This window comes from Janthinobacterium algoris (genome assembly GCF_051380935.1).
Lineage (GTDB): Bacteria > Pseudomonadota > Gammaproteobacteria > Burkholderiales > Burkholderiaceae_D > Janthinobacterium.
This window is the reverse complement of the sequence record NZ_JBNYXZ010000010.1, coordinates 96164-114359: the sequence shown is the minus strand read 5'-3', so window position 1 is coordinate 114359 and position 18196 is coordinate 96164. Positions and strand designations below refer to the sequence as shown.

General features: G+C 63.5%; 12 protein-coding genes and 1 pseudogene. 9 read left to right on the top strand and 4 right to left on the bottom strand.

Annotated elements, in window-relative coordinates; all coding sequences use genetic code 11:
- The first annotated feature begins 1 nt into the window (after position 1).
- The 5 genes and pseudogenes from ACQ4W7_RS16380 to ACQ4W7_RS16360 all read left to right on the top strand — a co-directional run bounded on the left by ACQ4W7_RS16380 (position 2) and on the right by ACQ4W7_RS16360 (position 5326).
- Complete coding sequence (locus ACQ4W7_RS16380; RefSeq protein WP_436531797.1) at positions 2-2833, top strand: ATP-binding protein; 2832 nt, start codon at positions 2-4, stop codon at positions 2831-2833.
- Positions 2833-3837 carry a DUF4424 family protein gene (locus ACQ4W7_RS16375; protein WP_436531795.1) on the top strand — a complete coding sequence of 335 codons (1005 nt, stop codon included), beginning with the start codon at positions 2833-2835 and terminating at the stop codon, positions 3835-3837. The genes ACQ4W7_RS16380 and ACQ4W7_RS16375 overlap by 1 nt, the downstream gene beginning before the upstream one ends.
- Positions 3785-4314: pseudogene (locus ACQ4W7_RS16370) on the top strand (nucleotidyltransferase family protein). The gene ACQ4W7_RS16375 and the pseudogene ACQ4W7_RS16370 overlap by 53 nt, the downstream one beginning before the upstream one ends.
- The gene (locus ACQ4W7_RS16365; RefSeq protein WP_436531793.1) at positions 4274-4456 is read left to right on the top strand and encodes a nucleotidyltransferase family protein; all 183 of its coding nucleotides are present in this window, start codon (positions 4274-4276) and stop codon (positions 4454-4456) included. The pseudogene ACQ4W7_RS16370 and the gene ACQ4W7_RS16365 overlap by 41 nt, the downstream one beginning before the upstream one ends.
- Positions 4457-4516: 60 nt before the next feature.
- Complete coding sequence (locus tag ACQ4W7_RS16360) at positions 4517-5326, top strand: hypothetical protein (RefSeq protein ID WP_436531791.1); 810 nt, start codon at positions 4517-4519, stop codon at positions 5324-5326.
- A 9-nt stretch (positions 5327-5335) separates the two neighbouring features.
- Here the strand turns inward: ACQ4W7_RS16360 and ACQ4W7_RS16355 are convergent, their stop codons facing one another.
- A complete protein-coding gene (locus ACQ4W7_RS16355) occupies positions 5336-5854 on the bottom strand; it encodes a CcdC protein domain-containing protein (protein WP_426073243.1) in 519 nt (172 codons plus the stop codon).
- A gap of 189 nt (positions 5855-6043) precedes the next feature.
- On the opposite strand from ACQ4W7_RS16355, the gene ACQ4W7_RS16350 reads away from it, so the two are divergent.
- Both ACQ4W7_RS16350 and ACQ4W7_RS16345 read left to right on the top strand, forming a co-directional pair.
- On the top strand, positions 6044-8539 hold the full coding sequence (locus ACQ4W7_RS16350) for an alpha/beta hydrolase family protein (RefSeq protein ID WP_426073241.1): 2496 nt from the start codon (positions 6044-6046) through the stop codon (positions 8537-8539).
- A 233-nt stretch (positions 8540-8772) separates the two neighbouring features.
- Entirely contained in the window at positions 8773-9012 is a 240-nt protein-coding gene (locus ACQ4W7_RS16345; protein ID WP_436531788.1) for a hypothetical protein, read from the top strand.
- 105 nt (positions 9013-9117) lie between these two features.
- Here the strand turns inward: ACQ4W7_RS16345 and ACQ4W7_RS16340 are convergent, their stop codons facing one another.
- Together ACQ4W7_RS16340 and ACQ4W7_RS16335 are read right to left on the bottom strand one after the other, a co-directional pair.
- A complete protein-coding gene (locus tag ACQ4W7_RS16340; RefSeq protein WP_436531786.1) occupies positions 9118-13533 on the bottom strand; it encodes a translocation/assembly module TamB domain-containing protein in 4416 nt (1471 codons plus the stop codon).
- A gap of 8 nt (positions 13534-13541) precedes the next feature.
- Positions 13542-15461 (bottom strand): autotransporter assembly complex protein TamA, encoded by a 1920-nt coding sequence (locus ACQ4W7_RS16335; RefSeq protein ID WP_436531784.1) that lies wholly within the window; start codon positions 15459-15461, stop codon positions 13542-13544.
- 222 nt (positions 15462-15683) lie between these two features.
- Between ACQ4W7_RS16335 and queC the strand changes: the two genes are divergently transcribed.
- Together queC and ACQ4W7_RS16325 are read left to right on the top strand one after the other, a co-directional pair.
- The gene (queC, locus tag ACQ4W7_RS16330; protein WP_426073236.1) at positions 15684-16397 is read left to right on the top strand and encodes a 7-cyano-7-deazaguanine synthase QueC; all 714 of its coding nucleotides are present in this window, start codon (positions 15684-15686) and stop codon (positions 16395-16397) included.
- Positions 16398-16490: 93 nt separating this feature from the next.
- Complete coding sequence (locus tag ACQ4W7_RS16325; protein ID WP_436531782.1) at positions 16491-17384, top strand: sterol desaturase family protein; 894 nt, start codon at positions 16491-16493, stop codon at positions 17382-17384.
- 8 nt (positions 17385-17392) lie between these two features.
- Here ACQ4W7_RS16325 and ACQ4W7_RS16320 read toward each other — a convergent pair whose 3' ends face one another.
- Positions 17393-18112 carry a helix-turn-helix domain-containing protein gene (locus ACQ4W7_RS16320; RefSeq protein WP_436531780.1) on the bottom strand — a complete coding sequence of 240 codons (720 nt, stop codon included), beginning with the start codon at positions 18110-18112 and terminating at the stop codon, positions 17393-17395.
- Between the last annotated feature and the right edge of the window lie 84 nt (positions 18113-18196).

Sequence of the window (18196 nt, the reverse complement as noted above, 5' to 3'; positions counted from 1 at the left end):
CATGTTTCATATCAAATCACTTGAACTGGTGCACTGGGATTACTGGCAGCGCATCAAGAATATTCCGCTCGACGCGAAGATCATCACCATCGCGGGGCAGAATGGTTCAGGCAAGACCACCTTGCTGGACGCCTTGCGCACCTTGTTCGGCCTCGATTGTTCGATGGGACGCACGTATAAACACTATGCGCGCCACTCGGGACAGCAGACGGCCTGGCTGCGCGCCGTGGTCGACAACAAGAACGTGGGCAAGCAGTTGTCGAACCGCCCGTTCCGCAGTTCCGGCTTCTTCAGCGACGATGAAGTGACGCTGTTTTGCCAGATCCAGAAAAATGGCGGCGACTGGAAGCGCCAGTATCTGATGCGTCCTGGCAATGTGCAAATCGAGGACATCACGGATGCCAATGACTGGCTGGGCGTGGAAAACTACCGCAAGCGCCTGGCCAATGCCGGCTTGTCGCCCGCCATGTCGAAAGTGCTGGCGCTGGAGCAGGGCGAGACGGATAAATTGTGCGAATACGCGCCGCGCCAGTTGCTCGACCTGGTATTCCAAGTGTTTGGCGACAAGGAAGTGCTGGACGCCTACGACGAAGCCAAGCGCCACCAGCGCGACACGGAAGTGGAGCTGAAACGTTTCGAGACGGAACTCGAAGCGTCGAAGACCAACCTGGAAGGCTTGCGCCTGCGCGTGGCCAATTACCACCAGTGGGAAGGGCTGCACAAGGAACGCCGCAACCTGCTGGAAGAAGTGCTGCCCAGCCTGCAGTACCACGAGGCGCGCGAAAAAGCCGCCATCGCCAGCCGGCAATTGCGCGATGCGCGCAAACCGATGGCGCAGGCCGACCAGCAGTTGACGGATAAACGCAATGCGCTGGCGGCGCAAGCCAAGGCCCTGTCCGACGCGCAGATGAATGAAACCCTGCTGGAGCAGGAGTCCATCGGTCTGCAGAGCCGTTTGTCGCTGATCAATGCCAAACTGAAACCGCTGGACAGCCTGCTGGAACAGAAGGAGCGTTTGCACAAGCTGGCAGCGGACTCGGGCAGTGACATCGCCGAAGTGGCGGCCCAGCTGGAACAGAAGGAAGCGGAATTGCTGCGCCAGCGCCAGCAGCGCGACGCCTTGTCGGCGCGCATCGCGGGTGAGCAGGCCACCATTGCCGCGCTGCAAGGCAAGACGGCCATGCCGGAGCCGGACAATGTGCGCGCCATGCGCCGCGCGCTGCGCGACGCGGGCATCGGCCACGCGATGCTGTCGGATATCGTCGAAGTGACGGACAGCCGCTGGCAGGGCGCCGTCGAAGGCGTGCTGGGCGGTTACGCCTCGGTGGTCTTGCTGGACCAGGCCAAGGATGCGTCTAGCGCCTACCGTTTGGCGGAAAAAGAACGCTACCGCCACTTTATCGTGCCGGACTTGGTCACGGCGCCGGTGGCGAAAGACGAGAGCCTGCTGGCCGTGGTGAAATTTTCCGCGCCCGTGCCCAGCTGGCTGATCGAGCAGCTGTCGCGCATCGCCCGCGTCGATTCCGTGGAAGCGGGCTTCAAGCTGGGCAACCATGAAGAGTGGATCACGCCCGAGGCATATCACCGTGAACGCCGCGGCGGCCGATCCCTGTTCGTAGAAGCGTCGCGCTACCGCTTCGGCCAGGCAGGCCGCAGCGGCCGCCTGGAAGCGTTGCTGCGGTCCCTGCCGGGCCTGGAAGGCCAGGAAGATACCTTGACCCTGGCGATTTCGAAGCTGGCGGCCGAAGTGGGCGCGCTGAAGGCGCGCATCGCCGGCGTCGACGCGGCCAAGGAACTCAGTGCGCGTCAGGAAGAATTCGCCGAAGCGCTGCGCAATTCGAAGCCGCTCAAGGAAGAGCGCCTGGAAGTGGGCGGGCGCCTGGGTGAGTTGCAAAACCTCACCAAGAACGCCACCGTGGCGCGCACGCGTGCCGATACGGTGTGGCAAAACGCGCGCCTGGCTTTGTCGGAAGCGGAAGCCGGTTCGCGCCTCGGCTACAAGAAACAAATTGAACAGCGCGCCGAGCATGCACGCGCCTTGCTGGCCTTGCGCCATGCGTGGCGCCACTTGCCGAAAAGCTGGCGCAGGCCAGCAAGGCGCACGGCGCTTGTCGCTGAACACCAGAATGCGCACCAGGTCGACCTGCGCGTGGCCAGCCTGCAAAACAGCCTGGCGCGCGACGACTGGGAACTCGACGCCACCGTCATCGACCAGCATCACCGCCTGTCGGACCAGCTGCATGGCCGCCAGTCGGAAACGGACGAGCGCCGCTACCAGAACAACCGCGCCATCGAAGCGACGGGCAATGCCCGCGGCGCCTATATGGAACGTTTGCGCTATACCATCAAGACTTACAGCAAGAACATCAAAGAGCTGGGTGAACTGGCCGGCATCGAAGTGCATGCCGACCCCGTGCGCCTCGAAAACGACGACGTGCAACTGTCGCAGGCGGGTTTGCACGTGCGCTTCAAGTTCGATGGCAAGGGCGTCATCGGCATGAACGATGGCGAAGCGTCGGGCGGCCAGCAGGTGATGAAGTCGCTGGTGCTGCTGATCGGCTTGCTGAAATCGGAAGACGGTTCCGGCGGCTTCGTCTTCATCGACGAACCGTTTGCCCACCTCGACATCCGCAACATTCAATTGGTCGGCGAGTTCCTGAAAAACACGCAAGCGCAATACCTGATGACGACGCCGTTGACGCATAACACGGATGTCTACGATCCCTCGGAGCTGACTTTGATCACCAGCAAGAAGAAAAAGGATACGCAATGGGCGCAACCGATTTTCGTGCTGCAGCGCCGGGTCGAGCCCGTGCCGGGCAAGGTGGCGTGATGCGCGTACGCACTTTGCTGGCCGCGACTGCGCTGGCGCTGGCGTGTTCGGCGCCGGCCATGGCCAACGATGGCATCGCTTCCGTCAGCGCCGGCGGCATCCTGTTCGGCAAGACCGACGCCGTGGCCATGAAAAAGGAAGTGCTCAGCGTGAGCACGGACTTGATCAAGGTCGAGTACGAATTTCTCAATGAATCGGCGAAGGATGTGGAAGAGACGATTTTCTTCCCTTTGCCCGAATACGCGGCCGGCTACCATGGCTCGCCCACGTATTATGGCCAGCCGCAGCAGTTTACTGTCGAGGTGGATGGCAAGCGCAAGGATTATCAAACCACTTTCGTTGCCAAGCTCGACACCGAGGACGTGACGGCCCGCTTGCGCCAGCTGGGCCTGTCGGACGCGCAAATTGCTTATTTCCCTTCGCATACGCCGTTCGACAAGAAGGTGGCGCCGCTGACGGCCGCGCAGAGCAAGATCATGATACGCGAAGGCTTGCTGGCCCAGCTGTATGACGAAGAATGGGTGCCGGCCTGGACTGTGAAAGTCATCTACTTGTGGCAGCAGAAATTCCCCGCCGGTAAAGTCGTGCGCGTGCGCCATCAATATGCGCCATTCGTCGCGGCCGGCCCCGGAGCTTCTTACTTGGGCGATGGCAATGCATTTGAAAAGAAATACTGCGGCGACAAGGCCTTCTACAAGACGTGGAACCGCCTGGCGGCCAAGCAGGGCGAAAGCGGCTTCGTCAATGCTGTCTGGGTCTCGTACATTTTGACGACGGGCAACACCTGGAAGAATGGCATCGAAGACTTTACCTTGAACCTGATCAAGGGCAAGCCGGACGAGCTGGTCAGCTTGTGCTTCCCCGGCACGTTTACCAAAATCAACCCCACCACCTTGCAAGTCAAGCTGCGCAACTTCCATCCGAAGCAAGACCTGGACGTGTACTTCGGCAATGTCGAGATCAGTGGCGCCCACGATGGCGTGGCCCCGCAGATCCGGCCGTGAGCGCTTGCGCACGCACTTGAGCACCCAGGACGCACTGGCGGCGCGCCTGCGCGCCATCGCCGGCGCCACGCCGTGGTGCATGCAGGCCCTGCACGCCGTGGCGCAGCTGGGCTTGCCGGACTGCTGCATCGGCGCCGGCGCCGTGCGCAAGCTCGTGTGGGATGCCTTCACGGCTACGCGCAACCGTCGGCGCTGGGCGACGTCGACGTGGCGTATTTCGATGCGCACAATTTGCAACCCGGGCGCGAGGTGGAACTGCGCCAGCGCCTGGAAACCTTGCTGCCCGGCGTGCCGTGGGACGTGTGCAACCAGGCCCGGGTGCACCTGTGGTTCGAAGCTGAGTTTGGCTACGCCGTGCCGCCCCTGCGCTCGCTGGACGATGCCATCGCTTCCTGGCCCGAGTTTGCCACGGCCGTCGGCATTTATCTGCAGCCGGATGGAGAGATCGGCATCGTGCGCGCCGCACGGTCTCGATGACCTGTTCGCCATGGTGGTGTGGCGCAACCCCGCGCGCATCAGCCTGGACGGCTATGCGCAGCGCCTGGCCAGCAAGGACTATGCGGCGCGCTGGCCGCGCGTCACTATCATCCTAGGCAAGCAATATGTAAAACACAATTAAATGCACTGTGGATACAAATTGCCATAATTGCCAATTATCCAATAGTGTTCTTCTGATCCCATGTCTCTATCGATTTCCCCGCCGCTGCGCCGCCTCGGCCGCCTGTTCTGCCTTTCCTCCGCCCTCGTGGCGCCCGCCGCCTGGGCTGATAGCTATACCGATTTCCAGCAAGCCAGCGGCCAGCTGGAAGCGCTGATGGCCAAGGCAACGCCACAAAGCGGCTTGCCGCGCCTGCCGGACCCTGCCGTGGCGCAGCTGTTTGCCCACATCGCCGACGGCCCGCGCCTGTTCCAGACGCCTGTCGCCGCGCTGCAAGACGTGGACCAGAGCGTGGCCGTCTGCGAAAAGGCCATGCGTTTGGGAAAAACATACTATGTGTTTGGCCTTGAATGGCCCTTGCCGCTGTCCGGCGCCGAGCTGCAGCAGGCGCGCAAGGAACAAGTGACGCAGAACCTGGCCAATTATGGCGATGAAATGAGCACCTTGTTTGCTTTCAGCATGCACTGCCATGGCCATTTGATTGGGCTGATGGAGCAGGAATTCAGCGCCCAGCCGGCGGATGTCGTGAGCGGCCCCGAGCGTCTGCGCGCACGCGCCTTCAGCAAGAATGCGGCCGTTGTCTACACTGGCGTAGTGCAGTTCGTGCAAGTACCGTTCTGGAACGTGGCGCAAAAGAAGCGGATGCTGGACGCGGCCGCGCAGCACGCCACGGCGAATGCCAATTTGATGGAGCCGCCCTTGCGCGAGCGCCTGCTGACCAGTCTGGCCGGCGCGGACAAGGATATCGATCCCGTCCTGGCGCCGGCGCTGGCGACGATACGCCAGGCGCTGGCGGTGACGAGCTGTGAAGGTCTGTGCCAGTACTACTGACGGGATGATTTACTCGGGCGTTTGCAGTGGCTTGTTGCGCTGGCGCCAGCGCAGCAAGCCCCAGGCGTAGATAGCGTAGTAGCCGATGACCAGGCCGTAGGCGGCCATGGTCAGCGGGCTCTGGCCGAACGGTGGCGGCGGCACGGGCACGTCCAGGCGCGTGTTCAGGTAGATTTCCATGCCGCGGTACAGCAAGCGGGCGATGAACAGCATCGTGATGGCCAGGCCCAGGTAGCGGTGTTGGGTAAAGAAGAAATCCTTGCCGACTTGTTCGAAGCGGGTCAGTTTCAAGCCCAGCACGCCCAGCCAGCCACCGGCCAGCGCAGCCGCACCCAGGCAGGACAGGGGCAGGACGTCGAATTTCGTCGTCGTTGCCAGGAACAGCAGCAGCGCGGGCAAGGCGATCGCCACGCTCCAGTGCCGCCACGGCTGCGATTTCTGGCGCGCCACCAGTTTCTTCAGGCGCGAATAAATGCGCCAGACCAGCAGTGGGACCAGGAACAGCAGGGCGAGGGTGGTGGTTTCCATGTAGGCATTCGGGTACGGGTAAAACAGCGATTGTAAGCGAGATGAGGGCGGGCGGCGATGCTTGTTAAACGGTAAAAGTTGCTTGTTGACATATACTTGGCATGAACGCACTATGCTTTGTCACAAAGTGCCGCCACGAGCGGCGCGGTGCGCTCGCTGCTTGTCGCCACTTCCCTATACTGGAGTTTCATGTCTACTCGTTTGCCTTTGCTGCCCATCACTGTCGGCCTGATGGCCTCGTCCTCCCTGGCCATGGCGCAAGATGGCGGCTATCAAATGCCACCGGCGCCCCTGCAAGCCATCGTCGATGCGCCGCGCGCACCGACCCTGAGCCTGAGCCCGAAACGCAATCTGGCCGCCGTGCTGCCCACGCCATCCCTGCCCGGCATCAGCGAAGTGGCACAGCCGGAACTGAAGCTGGCCGGCTTGCGCATCAATCCGCGCACGTATGCGGCCAGCCGCTTCAGTTTCCACACGGGGCTGGGATTGCTCGACATCGATACGCAGAAGGAGATCAAGGTCAGCGGCTTGCCTGCCTCGCCCCGCATCGCCGACCTGGCCTGGTCGCCCGACCAGCGCTACCTGGCGTTTACGCACATCGCCTATGCCGATCCCGCCAGGGGCGTGAAGGAGTCCGGCGTGCAATTGTGGCTGCTCGACGTGCAGACGAAAGCGGCGCGCAAGCTGGCCAGCGCGCCCCTGTCGGCCGTGTATGGCCGTGGCTTTTCCTGGATGCCCGACAGCAAGACTTTGCTGGTGCAGCTGAAGCCGGCCAAGCTGGGCGCGGCGCCTGTGACCAGTGGCATCCCGACCGGCCCGTCCATCCAGGACAGCGTGCCGGGTGGTGGCGTCAAGCAATTGCGCACCTATCCCGACCTGCTGAAAAACGAACCGGATGCGCAACTGTTCGAACACTACATTACCGTGCAGCTGGCCTTGCTGGACGTTGCGGGCAAGCAGCGCCTGGTGGGCCAGCCCGGCCAGTTCTCGCGCGTGTCGGCTTCGCCCGATGGCAAGCATCTGCTGACAACCAGCATCGTGCGTCCGTATTCTTATATCGTGCCGGCGCATGACTTCGGCCACCAGATCGACGTGCGCGACCTGAATGGCAAGGTGCTGCATGCGGTGGCGGCCCTGCCGCTGGAAGAAGGGCTGCCGCCAGGCAATGATGCCGTGTCCGCCGGCGTGCGCTCCGTCAGCTGGCGCGTCGATGCGCCCGCCACCCTGGTGTGGGCCGAAGCGCAGGATGGCGGCGACCCGGCCAGGGTGGCCGAGATCCGCGACATCGTCTACACGCAGGCGGCGCCGTTTTCGGCCAAGCCAACCGTGCTGGCCAGGCTCGGTTCGCGCTATGCGGGCGTGGCCTGGGGCCGCGGCGACCTGGCCCTGCTCAGCGAGGCGTGGTACAAGACGCGCGCCGTCAAGCAATGGAAAATAGCCCCGGATCAGCCGGCCACGCCGGCCGACCTCGTGTATGCGGGTTCCTTCGAAGACCGCTACAACGATCCGGGCCAGCCCGTCATGCGCGCTGATGCAGCCGGCTTGCCGCGCTTGCTTATCGCCGCCGATGGCTCCATCCTGCTCGACGGCCAGGGCGCCTCGAAGGAAGGCGACCGCCCCTTCATCGACCGCCTGAACCTGGCGACGAAACACAAGGAACGCCTGTTCCAGAGCGCCGCACCCTACTATGAAAACGTGGTGGCCGTGCTGGACGAGGACGGCAGCCGTCTGCTGTCGACGCGCGAATCGCCGACCGAGCAGCCGAACTACTATGTGCGCAACCTCAAGCAGCAGGGCGCAGCGCAATTGACGGCCCTCACGCATTTCCCCCACCCGCTGCCGCAATTGAAGGACGTGCAGAAAGAGTTGATCCGCTACCAGCGCGCCGATGGCGTGGACTTGACGGCCACCCTGATGCTGCCACCCAACTATGACGCCAAGCGCGACGGCCCGCTGCCGACCCTGATGTGGGCTTACCCGCAGGAATTCAAGACGGCCAGCGCCGCCAGCCAGACCACTGGTTCGCCGTATAAATTCAATGCCGTCAGCTACTGGGGGCCGGCCGCCTTCCTGTCCATGGGCTATGCCGTGCTCGACAACCCATCCTTCCCCATCGTGGGAGCCGGCGAGCAGGAGCCAAACGATACCTATCTGCCGCAACTGGTGGCCGATGCCGAGGCGGCCGTCGACGAAGTGGTGCGCCGTGGCGTGTCCGACCGCAACCGCATCGCCATCGGCGGCCATTCGTATGGCGCCTTCATGACAGGCAATTTGCTGGCGCACACGCGCTTGTTCCGTGCCGGCATCGCCCGCAGCGGCGCCTACAACCGCACCCTGACGCCGTTCGGCTTCCAGTCGGAAGAGCGTTCGTTCTGGCAAGCGCCGACCGTCTACCAGGCCATGTCGCCATTTAACTATGCGGACAAGATCAAGGATGCGCTGCTGATGATCCACGGCGAGCAGGACAACAACTCGGGCACCTTCCCCATCCAGAGCGAGCGCATGTTCCAGGCCGTCAAGGGACTGGGCGGCACGGCCCGCCTAGTGATGCTGCCGAACGAGAGCCACGGCTACCGCGCGCGCGAATCAATCATGCAGATGCTGTATGAAAGCAACAACTGGCTGGAAAAATATGTGAAGAACGCCCCGCCGCCGGTCGCGGATGTCAAGCCGGCCGGCAAATAAGGGCAGCGGCGCGCATCTCGTGGTATGGTCTTCCTTTGTCTGCAGGGAGGCCAGCCATGCCCGTCATCCATGTCCACCGCGCGCCCGACCCGGCGCCTGTCGATGAACCCCTGCCGGCGCCGGAGCCGCAAGAAGCCCCCGGGCGCCATCCGGGGCCCGTGCATCCGGTGCCGCAGGACGATCCGGTGCCGCACCCGCATCCCAGTTAATCTCGTCAAGAAAGGCTGTTTCAGATGGCAATTGTCAAGGAAGTCTACACACGCAAAGTCAGCGGAGAATCGTTCGACTATGAACTCGATTACACCCAGGGCGCGGACGTGGCTTGGATTGCGCGCGTGTCTCACGACGGCGTGCTGAAAGGCTCGCCGCACGGCGCGCTGACGGCCAACGTGCTGTCCGGCCCCGCGCTGGAGCAATATTTGCGCGCTTACGTCGAAGGCATGATCGAGCGGGGCCTCGACATAGCCGAGTAAGTTGTTTGCTGCAGAGCAAAGCAAAGGGCGCCGAGGCGCCCTTTGCTGTTTCTGGTGGTGGTGTCGGATTACGCGGCTACGCCGCTAATCCAACCTACGCTCAATCTAGTCAAACGCCCAGGTGTACAACACGTCGAGCGCATTGTTGGTGCCCGTCTGGAATTGCAGGGTGATGCGGCGATTCAGTTTGTAGCGCAGCTTGACCAGGCTGGTCGCCGTGCTGGTGCCTTGCTCGAACGTCAGGTAGGCGCGCGAGGACAGGCGCTTGCCGACGGTGACAACGGTGCTTTCCAGCCCTTGCGCCTGCGACAGTCCCACTTCATCGAGACCCAGCGAACTGGCCAGCTTGCCTTGCAAGCCGCCACCGGAGCCGCCGAAGAGGGCGCCTGCGGCTGTCGTCAGCAGGGCCATTTCATCGCCGGCCGCCGTTTCCGCGCCATGGCCGAGGATCAGCCAGGCCAGCTTGTCGCTGTCCGACACGCTCGGTGTGGAGACCAGCTTGGCTGTCGGCGCCTGGGCCGTGCCGCGCACTTCCACGCCCGCTTCCACATTCGTTTCCGACAGCGCTTCACCCTCGGGACGCTTGCGCACGGCGAGGATATTCAGGGACGGGTTGTCGTAGGCGCCCGTGAAGGCGATCAAGCCACGTTCGATGGCCAGTTTCTGCCCATACGCCGCATACAGGCCGTTGACGACCCGGATGCTGCCCGTCACGCGCGGCGCGGCGCGGTTGATGACGCGCGCGCGCACATTGCCCGCCAGGTCGGCGTCGAGGCCCATGCCGCGCAAGTGGAAGGCATTGCCCAGGTCGAATTCGAGGTCGATATTCAGGGGCAAGGACGGTGCTTCCTTGCTGCCCTTGACTTCCTTGCCCAGCACCACTACGTCGCTGCTTTGCGTCGGGGTATCTTGCGGCGCCAGTTCGATCAGCGCGCGGTTGGCCTTGAACTTGCCTTCGAAGCTGAAACGCTTGTCGTTGCGCACCAGGGTGCTGTTGCCCGACAGGATCAAGGTGCGGTCGGGACGCGACAGCGCCTGCAGGCGGTCGGCCATCAGTTTCAGTTCCAGGCTCGCTTCGCCATTCGCAAAGCGTACCCAGCCATCTGCCTGTACCTTGCCATCGCCGCCGTCAAAGCTCAGACGCTGCAATTGCAATTGATCGCCGGCAAGCTTGGCTTGCAGCACGCCATTGCGCAATTTCAAGCCTTGGTCGGCCCAGTTCACCAGCAGCTTGCTGCCGTTGATGTCGCCATTCAATTGCGGCGCGCCAATGCTGCCGCTGCCGGACAGGGCCACTTTCAAGGCGCCGCCCAGCTCCAGGCCCGGCTGGCCCGTCAGCGGCGCCAGCCATGCCAGTGAATCGATATTGGTGGTGCCCGTCAGGGAGAGGGCGCTGTCGTTGCTGATGCGTCCACCCAGCATTTGCACGGTGGCATTGATATCGCTTTGCCCCGCGCGGGCGCCATCGAGTTTCACGGCCAGGCGCAATTGCTGGTTGGCCACGTCGATGCGCGCATCGAAGGTGCGCAAGCCCAGTGCCAGCGGCTGTTCCACGCCTACCGTCACGTCGCCTTTTTCGCGGTAGATGTGCAGCATGCCGGCCAAAGACGGGTCTTTCTGCTTGGCCGTCGGCACCTGCATGTCGAGCGACCATTGCGCGCCCAGGGTCAGGTCGCTGCGCGCATTGGCTTGCAGCGAGGGGATCACTTGCGCCAGATAGGTCAGCGCCACGCCGGCCGCCTGGCCGGAACTGGTCCAACGGGGGCCGTTCTTGACCAGGCTTTGCATGGTGATGCTGCCTGCTGGCAATTTGATGACGGCGTTACCCACGCTGATCTGTTCAGGCTGGCCCAGGCCGGCCACGCCGCTGCCGGCCGGACCGGCCACTTTCACGGGCACGGGCGCTTGCAGCACCAGCGCATAGCGGCCCTTGTTTTGCAGGCTGTCGATGGTGCCCGTCCAGCTGGCACCGCTCTGGCTGCCGCGGATTTGCACGGTGGCATCGAAATCGTCATTGCGCGCCGTCAAACTGACCGTATGGCTGCCGCGCGTGCCGGTCGTGCCCAGCCGGGCGCTGGCCAGCTTGAAGGTGGGCGTGCTGTAGCCGGTGATGTCCAGGCTGCTGACCATGGGGTCGAGTGCGCCCTGCCCGGCGCCCACGCTGGCGCTGCCTTTGACGGCTTTCAATTGCTGGTCGCCAAAGAAGGTCAAGTCACGGCCATCGAGGCTCAGCTGGGCGGCGGGCGCATCCATCTTGCCCGAGACGGAGCCGGAGGCATGCAGCACGCCGGCAAAGCGGGGACCGAGCGTCGACAGTTGCGGCGCATCGAGTTTCCACGTCAGCTTGTCGGTGGCGCCGCCCAGCGCGCCCTTGGCCAGCAGGCTGTTCGGTCCCAGGCGCAGTTCCGCATCGACGCTGTCGACCCGTTTCGCGTTGGCCGACAGCTTGGCGTAGCCAGCCAGCGGCGCGTTTTGCAGGGTCGATTCGCGCAAGGCCAGATTGAGGGCTACTTGCCAGTCGCCGCTCAAGCGGCCGCTGCCGGTGAAATCCGCATTCACGTTGCCGTTGGGCAGTGATGCGCCAAACGCGGCCGGGTTGATCTTTTGCAAGGAACCCCTCATTTTCAATTCCGCTTCCTTCTTCGGCCCCGTCAAGCCCACGTCGCCGCTGGCGTGGATGGCGCTGTCAGGCGCGGGGCGCTTGCCGCTGGTGAGGCCCAATCCCTTTGCATCGGCAACAAACGTCGTGCGCGGCTGCTGCAGGGTGCCCTGCACCACGCCGCTGGCTTGCACGGCGCCCAGCAAGTCGCCCTGCAAGGCCGAAAGCTGGCGCGCATCGATATTCCAGTTGAGTTTTTCGCCGGCGCCGCCAAAGTTTCCCTTGGCCGTCACGTTGTTCTTGCCCAACGCTAATTGCACGTCGATGCCGCTGAAGTGGGCGGCATCGGCCGTCAGCTTGCCCTTGCCCGACAACGGCTGGTCAAGCAGCTTGCTGGGGCGTACGGTGAAGTCCGCATTCGCCAGCCACTTGGGTGCCACGTGGCCGTTGGCGCGCACGTCCACGTTCAGGTCGGCCACGGGGAAGGCGCCGAAGTCGGCGGGATTGAGGCGGCTGGCGTTCGCCACGGCTTTGAATGGTTGCTCGTCTTGCAGGCTGATCTGGCCCGTCGCGTTGACGCTGCTTTTGCCTGCTTGCAAGGTTGCCTTGCGCAGCTGCACCAGGGAATCGGCCAGGGTGGCTTCCACGTTCAGGCGCAGCTTGGCTTCACCCAGCTTGGCGCGCAGGGTTTGCGTCTTGCCGTCGCTGTCGAGCACGATGTCGCCCACGATCTTGGTGCTGTTGATGCTGCTGTAGATATGTTGCAAGTCGATCTTGTCGGTGTGCAAGGTCAGTTGCGCATTGCCGATGGGAGCATCGGCGGCGTCGCGGTTGAGCTTGCCGCTACCCGTGAATTTGCCCGCGTTGCCGAAATCGATGATGGCCGATTCCAGCGTCGTGGCCGTCAGGGTGCCGCCCAGGCGCGCCTCGAACTGGCGCAGCGGCAGCTTTTGCTGATCGATGGGGCCGGGTGTGGCGTGGTTGAGGATGGCCAGCTTGCCCGACACCGTTTGCGCGTTGGGGCGCGTGTCGATGGCGGCATCGAGTTCCAGGCTCAGGTCCGCCTGCGGCAAGGTGGCGTCGAACTTGCCCGGATTGATGTTGCGCCCGCGAATGCTGGCCGAGCGCAGGATGATGACGGGGTCGAACGGCGCCAGCGCCAACTGGGCGTCGGCCGTGGCTGCGCCCGCGTTGCCCTTGGCCGTCACGTTCAGTACATTCAGGTCGCCGCCCAGCTGTAGCGCCAGGGCGGCCGGTTTTTCACCGGCGGCGGCATGGAGCTGCGTCAAGCCCGCCTTGCCGCTGAGTTTGAACGGCTGCGTGGCGGCAATCGTCGCGCTGGCCGTGGCCTGGCCGAACGGCGTCAGCGCCGAGGCGTCTTCCAGCTGCCATTGCGACTTGTCGCCCGACAGGCTGAAATGGATTTTTTCAAACACCGTGTTGCCGCCTGCGCTGACCAATGTCACCTTGTCCAGGCGCGCGTCGCTGATGCCGATTTTAAAAGGCGGGGCCAGGCTGGCAGGCATGATCGACGGCTCCTCGGAGGGTGCCGTGCTTTCCACGGACAGGCTGGCCACATGCAGTTCGCTGATGGCGATGCCTTCCGAGAAAAACTGGAACGGCGACCAGTTGATGTCGATATTGTCGGCCGTGATGTGCTGCGTCTTGCTGCGGTAGCTGACATGGCCCAGGTGCATGCGCTTGTACAGCGAGCCGGACACGCCCGTGACGGCGATCTCGCCGCCGCTGGCGCTGGCCACTTTTTGCACCAGCATCTGCAAGGTCGATTCGCGGCCCAGGAACCAGAAGGCGGCGCCCAGCAGCACGGCCAGGCTGGTGACGGCGATCAGCACATAGCGGTGCCAGCGGCGCGGTTTTTTCGCCGGAGGTGGAGGGGCGGCGTTATGGGACTCGGTAGTCATATCGGACATCAGAAAGTGAATCCCAGAGAGAAGTGCAAACGGTATTTGTGGACGGCGTGGCCATACGCCACGTCGACATTGATGGGGCCGACGGGGCTCTTGTAGCGCCCGCCCAGGCCATAGCCCGATTTCGGCGTCATGGCCGCTTTTACCGTGTCGGCCGCGTTACCGGCGTCATAGAAGGCGGCGATCGCCCATTTCGGCTTGAACCAGTACTGGTATTCGGCGCTGCCGGTGAGCATGTAGCGCCCGCCGGTGGTGGCATCGCCTTCCTTCACGCCCAGTTCCTGGTAGCCATAGCCGCGCACCGACTGGTCGCCGCCCGCGCGGAACAGGTAGACGGCCGGCACGCCGCGTTTTTCCTTCGAACCGAGCGCGCCCATTTCACCGCGCACGATCAGTTCGCCTTTTTCGCCCAGCGGTCGGTAATACACGGCCTTGCTGGCCACGCGCACGAAGCGCTCGTCCGTCAGCACGGGCAGCAGGGCGCCGCCCACCTGGGCATTGATGACATAGCCCTTGGTGGGGAACAGCAGGCTGTCGAGGCTGCGCTTGGTGATGGCATAGGTCAGGGGCAAGCTCTTGCTGCGTGTCTGTTCCATGCCCACGATGGTCTTGTCTTCGCTGAGAAACTCGAACGTCAGGCTGCGCTCGAGGTTGGTACCGCCCCAGTTGCGCTTGGCCGAGATGGTGGTGACGGCCGTGATTTCGTTGGAAATGTCGCTGCGCTCGAACGAGGCGCCCGCGCTGTCGTTGTAGCCGCGCTCGGTGGTGGGGAAATAGAAGTTGGCGTGCGCCGCCTGTTTCTTCGTTTCCATGGTGAGGGCGCTCTTGAAGCGCGTGCCCCACACATTCAGGTTGTCATAGTTGAGCTGGGCGCGATTCCCCGTATTCGTACTGAAACCGAGACCGGCGCTGACGTTCTGCTGCTTGTTTTCCGTCACGCGCACGACCAGCGGCAGCAGCGGCGCGGGGCCGCGATTGGCCGGCTTGGCTTCGGCGCCGGCGGCATCGGCTTGCTGGCTTTCCTGGCCTGCCTCGATCTGCTCGCCCAAGATGCTGCTCATGTCGGCGCTCACTTCCACGCTGGCAAAGTAGCCCGTGTCCTGCAGGCGCGCCTGCAGCGATTGCAGCGCCGATTCGCTGTAATAGTCGCCCGGGTGTATCTTGTCGAGGTTGCGGATGATGCTGGCATCGTAGCGTTTCAAGCCTTCGATGCGCAGTTCGCCGAAGCGCAGCTCGGGGCCGCTGTCGAGCACCACCAGCAAGGACACCTTGTGCGTTTCCGGGTCGACCACGGCTTGCGTATCGACCAGCTGGGCGCGCGGATAGCGCGTCTGCACCACTTCGCGCAGCAGCGCGCGCTTGGCTGATTCCCAGTCGGACTGGCGAAACACGCTGCCCGTCTTCAGCGGCCAGCTGCGCTTGAGCGCTTCCGTATCATACTGTTCGGAAGCGGCCAAGGGTGGCGTGGGATCGAAGCCGCGCAATTCCAGCTCGACCTTGTCGATGGTCACCGGTGCGCCCGGATCGACGTCGACGATGACGACGGGTTTGGCGCCCGTCGTATCGACGCGCACCGTGACGACGGGCGTATAGTAGCCGGCCGTCGCGACGAGGTTTTTGGCTTGCTCAGGCGTATCACGCACGAGGCGCTGCAATTGCTCGCGGTCCATGCGCGGGTTGCCGCGGAAGCGTTCCAGGTCCAGGTTTTTTTCGAGCAACTCATCGAGGTCGCCGGGCGCGTTGACCTTGACCTCGTACTGCAGCGGCGCGGGCGCCGCCTCCACCTCCGTGGCGGGGTTGTCGCCGGGCGAGTTTTGCGTGTTCTCTTGCGTGCTCACTTGCGTGCCCTCTTGCGCGCGGGCTTGGGCGAGCGGGCATATCAAGATGACACTGCCGGCGGCCGCCAGTGTCAGTTGACCCATTGCTTTTGTCACTACTTGTGCCAAAATTCGTGGTCGTATCGCCTTGCCGGCAACTGTATGCCGTATGGGTCGTGCAGAAAACATGGTGCTCCAGATGAGTAAATGCTGACTGCATGTTACCGGAATAGGTAAACTGATGGCGGACGAATAAGTATTTTTTGCATGGGGAATCTCGTTTCCCCGCGCACTATTGCAACAGATAAAAACATGGAAAGAAAATTTATGCTAGCAACGGACTCCGCACTGGTGCTCTTTAGCGGTGGACAAGATTCCACCACCTGCCTGGCCTGGGCCCTCAAGCACTATAGCCGCGTGGAAACCATCGGCTTTGACTATGGACAGCGCCATGCCATCGAATTGACTGTGCGTCCCGGCGTGCTCGAGCAGATACGCCAGCAGTCGCCCGAGTGGGACAGCCGCCTGGGCCAGGATCACATGATAGACCTGTCTGTGATTTCCGCCATTTCCGATACGGCCATGACACAGAATGTCGAGATCGTCATGCAGGAAAACGGCTTGCCGAACACCTTCGTGCCTGGGCGCAACTTGCTGTTCATGACAGTGGCCGCCACCGTGGCGTACCGCCGCGGCCTGACGGTGCTGGTCGGCGGCATGTGCGAGACGGATTTTTCCGGCTACCCGGATTGCCGCGACGACACGATGAAGGCCCTGCAAGTGGCCCTGAACCTGGGCATGAACACGCGGTTGAAACTGGAAACGCCGCTGATGTGGCTGGACAAGGCGCAAAGCTGGGACCTGGCGGAAGACCTGGGCGGCCAGCCGCTGGTCGACCTGATCCGCAGCGGCACCCACACCTGTTATCTGGGCGAGCGGGGCGAGCTGCACGACTGGGGCTATGGCTGCGGCACCTGCCCCGCCTGTGCCCTGCGCGCGAACGGCTACCAGCAATACGCGGCGCGCAAGGCGGCCAAGTAAGCCGGGCTGCCAAATAAAGGTTGCGCCGTTTCTTCAAGCGGCGCCGCAGGGTTGCGGGCCATGCTGTGGTTTTTGCCACAGGAGCGCCTTGCCATGAAATCCCTCTTTGCCGCGTTGTACGGCCCCGTCTTCTGGGCTGGCTTCATCGGCGCCGCCAGCTCGCTGGTGGCGCTTCGCCAGCATTCCCTCTGGGTCTTGCCGCCGCTGTTGCTGCTGGCCCTGTTCACGTCCTTTCTTGCCGAACGTTATCTGCCGTATGACGCTGCCTGGAACCATGGACACGGCGATGGCTGGCGCGACAGCCTGCACGCGCTCGTCAACGAGGCGCTGTACTTGCTGGGTCTGGCTGCATTTCCCCTGCTGGCTGGCCATCTGGCGCTGGGGCCGTTGTGGCCAGTCCAGTTGCCGTTCTGGGGGCAGTTGCTGTTGGCGATCCTCATCGCCGACTGCGGCATCACGCTCGTGCATTACCTGAGCCATCGTGCTTACTTTCTGTGGAAGCTGCACGCCGTGCACCACAGCGTGCAGCGCCTGTACGGTTTTAATGGCTGGATGAAACATCCCTTGCACTTGCTGCTGGAAGCGGCGGGCGGCATGCTGCCCTTGTTGCTGCTGGGTATCCCGGAGCCTGTCATGGCCGTGCTGGCGTTTGCCGTGGCGATCCAGCTATTGCTGCAGCACGCGAATGTCGACATGCGCATGGGGCCGCTGCGCCACGTGTTTGCCTGGGCGCCTCTGCACCGTTTCCACCACATGAAATACGGCACGGCCGGCGACGTGAATTTCGGCCTGTTTTTTACCTGCTGGGACCGCTTGCTGGGCACGCGTTTCGATGCCCCCGGTTACCGCATGCGGGGCGAGGACCTGGGCATCGGCAGCCGTCCCAACTATCCGGTGGCCTACCTGCCGCAGTTGATCGAGCCGTTCCGCGCGGAAGAGGGCGTGCGCGCGCCCGAGCTGCCGGCAGGCTTGCGCCACGGGTCTTAGGCGACAAGTCAACCGATCAGTTTGACGTTGAGCTGGCGCAAGCTGCGGTCGGCGCGCACGCCGAACAGGCTGCGCATGGTGCGCGAAAAATGCGCGGCATCGGCAAAGCCGGCGCCGTGGGCCGCCTCTGTCAGGGTGCTGCCGAGCAAAATACAACGGATGGCCAGGCGCAAGCGGCGCCACAGCACGAGGCGCCGCACGGGCAAACCCAGCTGGGCGTTGAACAGGCGTTCCAGCTGGCTCAGCGACAAATGCGCCGCCTCGGCCACGGCGGCCGCGCTGACCTTGCCGGACAGCAGCGCATCGACCTGGTCCAGCGCGCGCTGCACGCGTGCGTCGGCCAGGATTTCGCGCGGCTGTGCCTGCAGCGCGGCGGCCAGGCTGTCCAGGCTGGCCGCGCCTGCGCTGCCGGCGGCTGCCAGCAAGGCCCGCCCGCCCAGGCGCTGCGGTTCCGCATAGATGGTCAGCATGGGGGCCGGTGCCGCCAGGATGGCGTGCGGGCGCAGGCTCTCGACCAGCAAGTGCTGCGCGGTGTGGACGATGCCGTCGAGCTCTGCCGTGAAGGGCCCGCCCGTGCTCAGCATCAGTTGGTGCGCATAATGGGCGTGGCTGTCCGTGGCGCCCACTGCGCCATGCAGGATGGCAAAGTCCGGCGCCAGCCATAGTGTTCCCTGCCAGCTATTCTGCTGCAAACGCGACTCCTTGATGATGGATTGCGCGGCGATCATACCAGCCGGTGGAGATGGTTTTCACGGCATCGAATTTTCCTGGAGTACGCATCATTGCATTGACGAAATATGTGATTTTTTTAA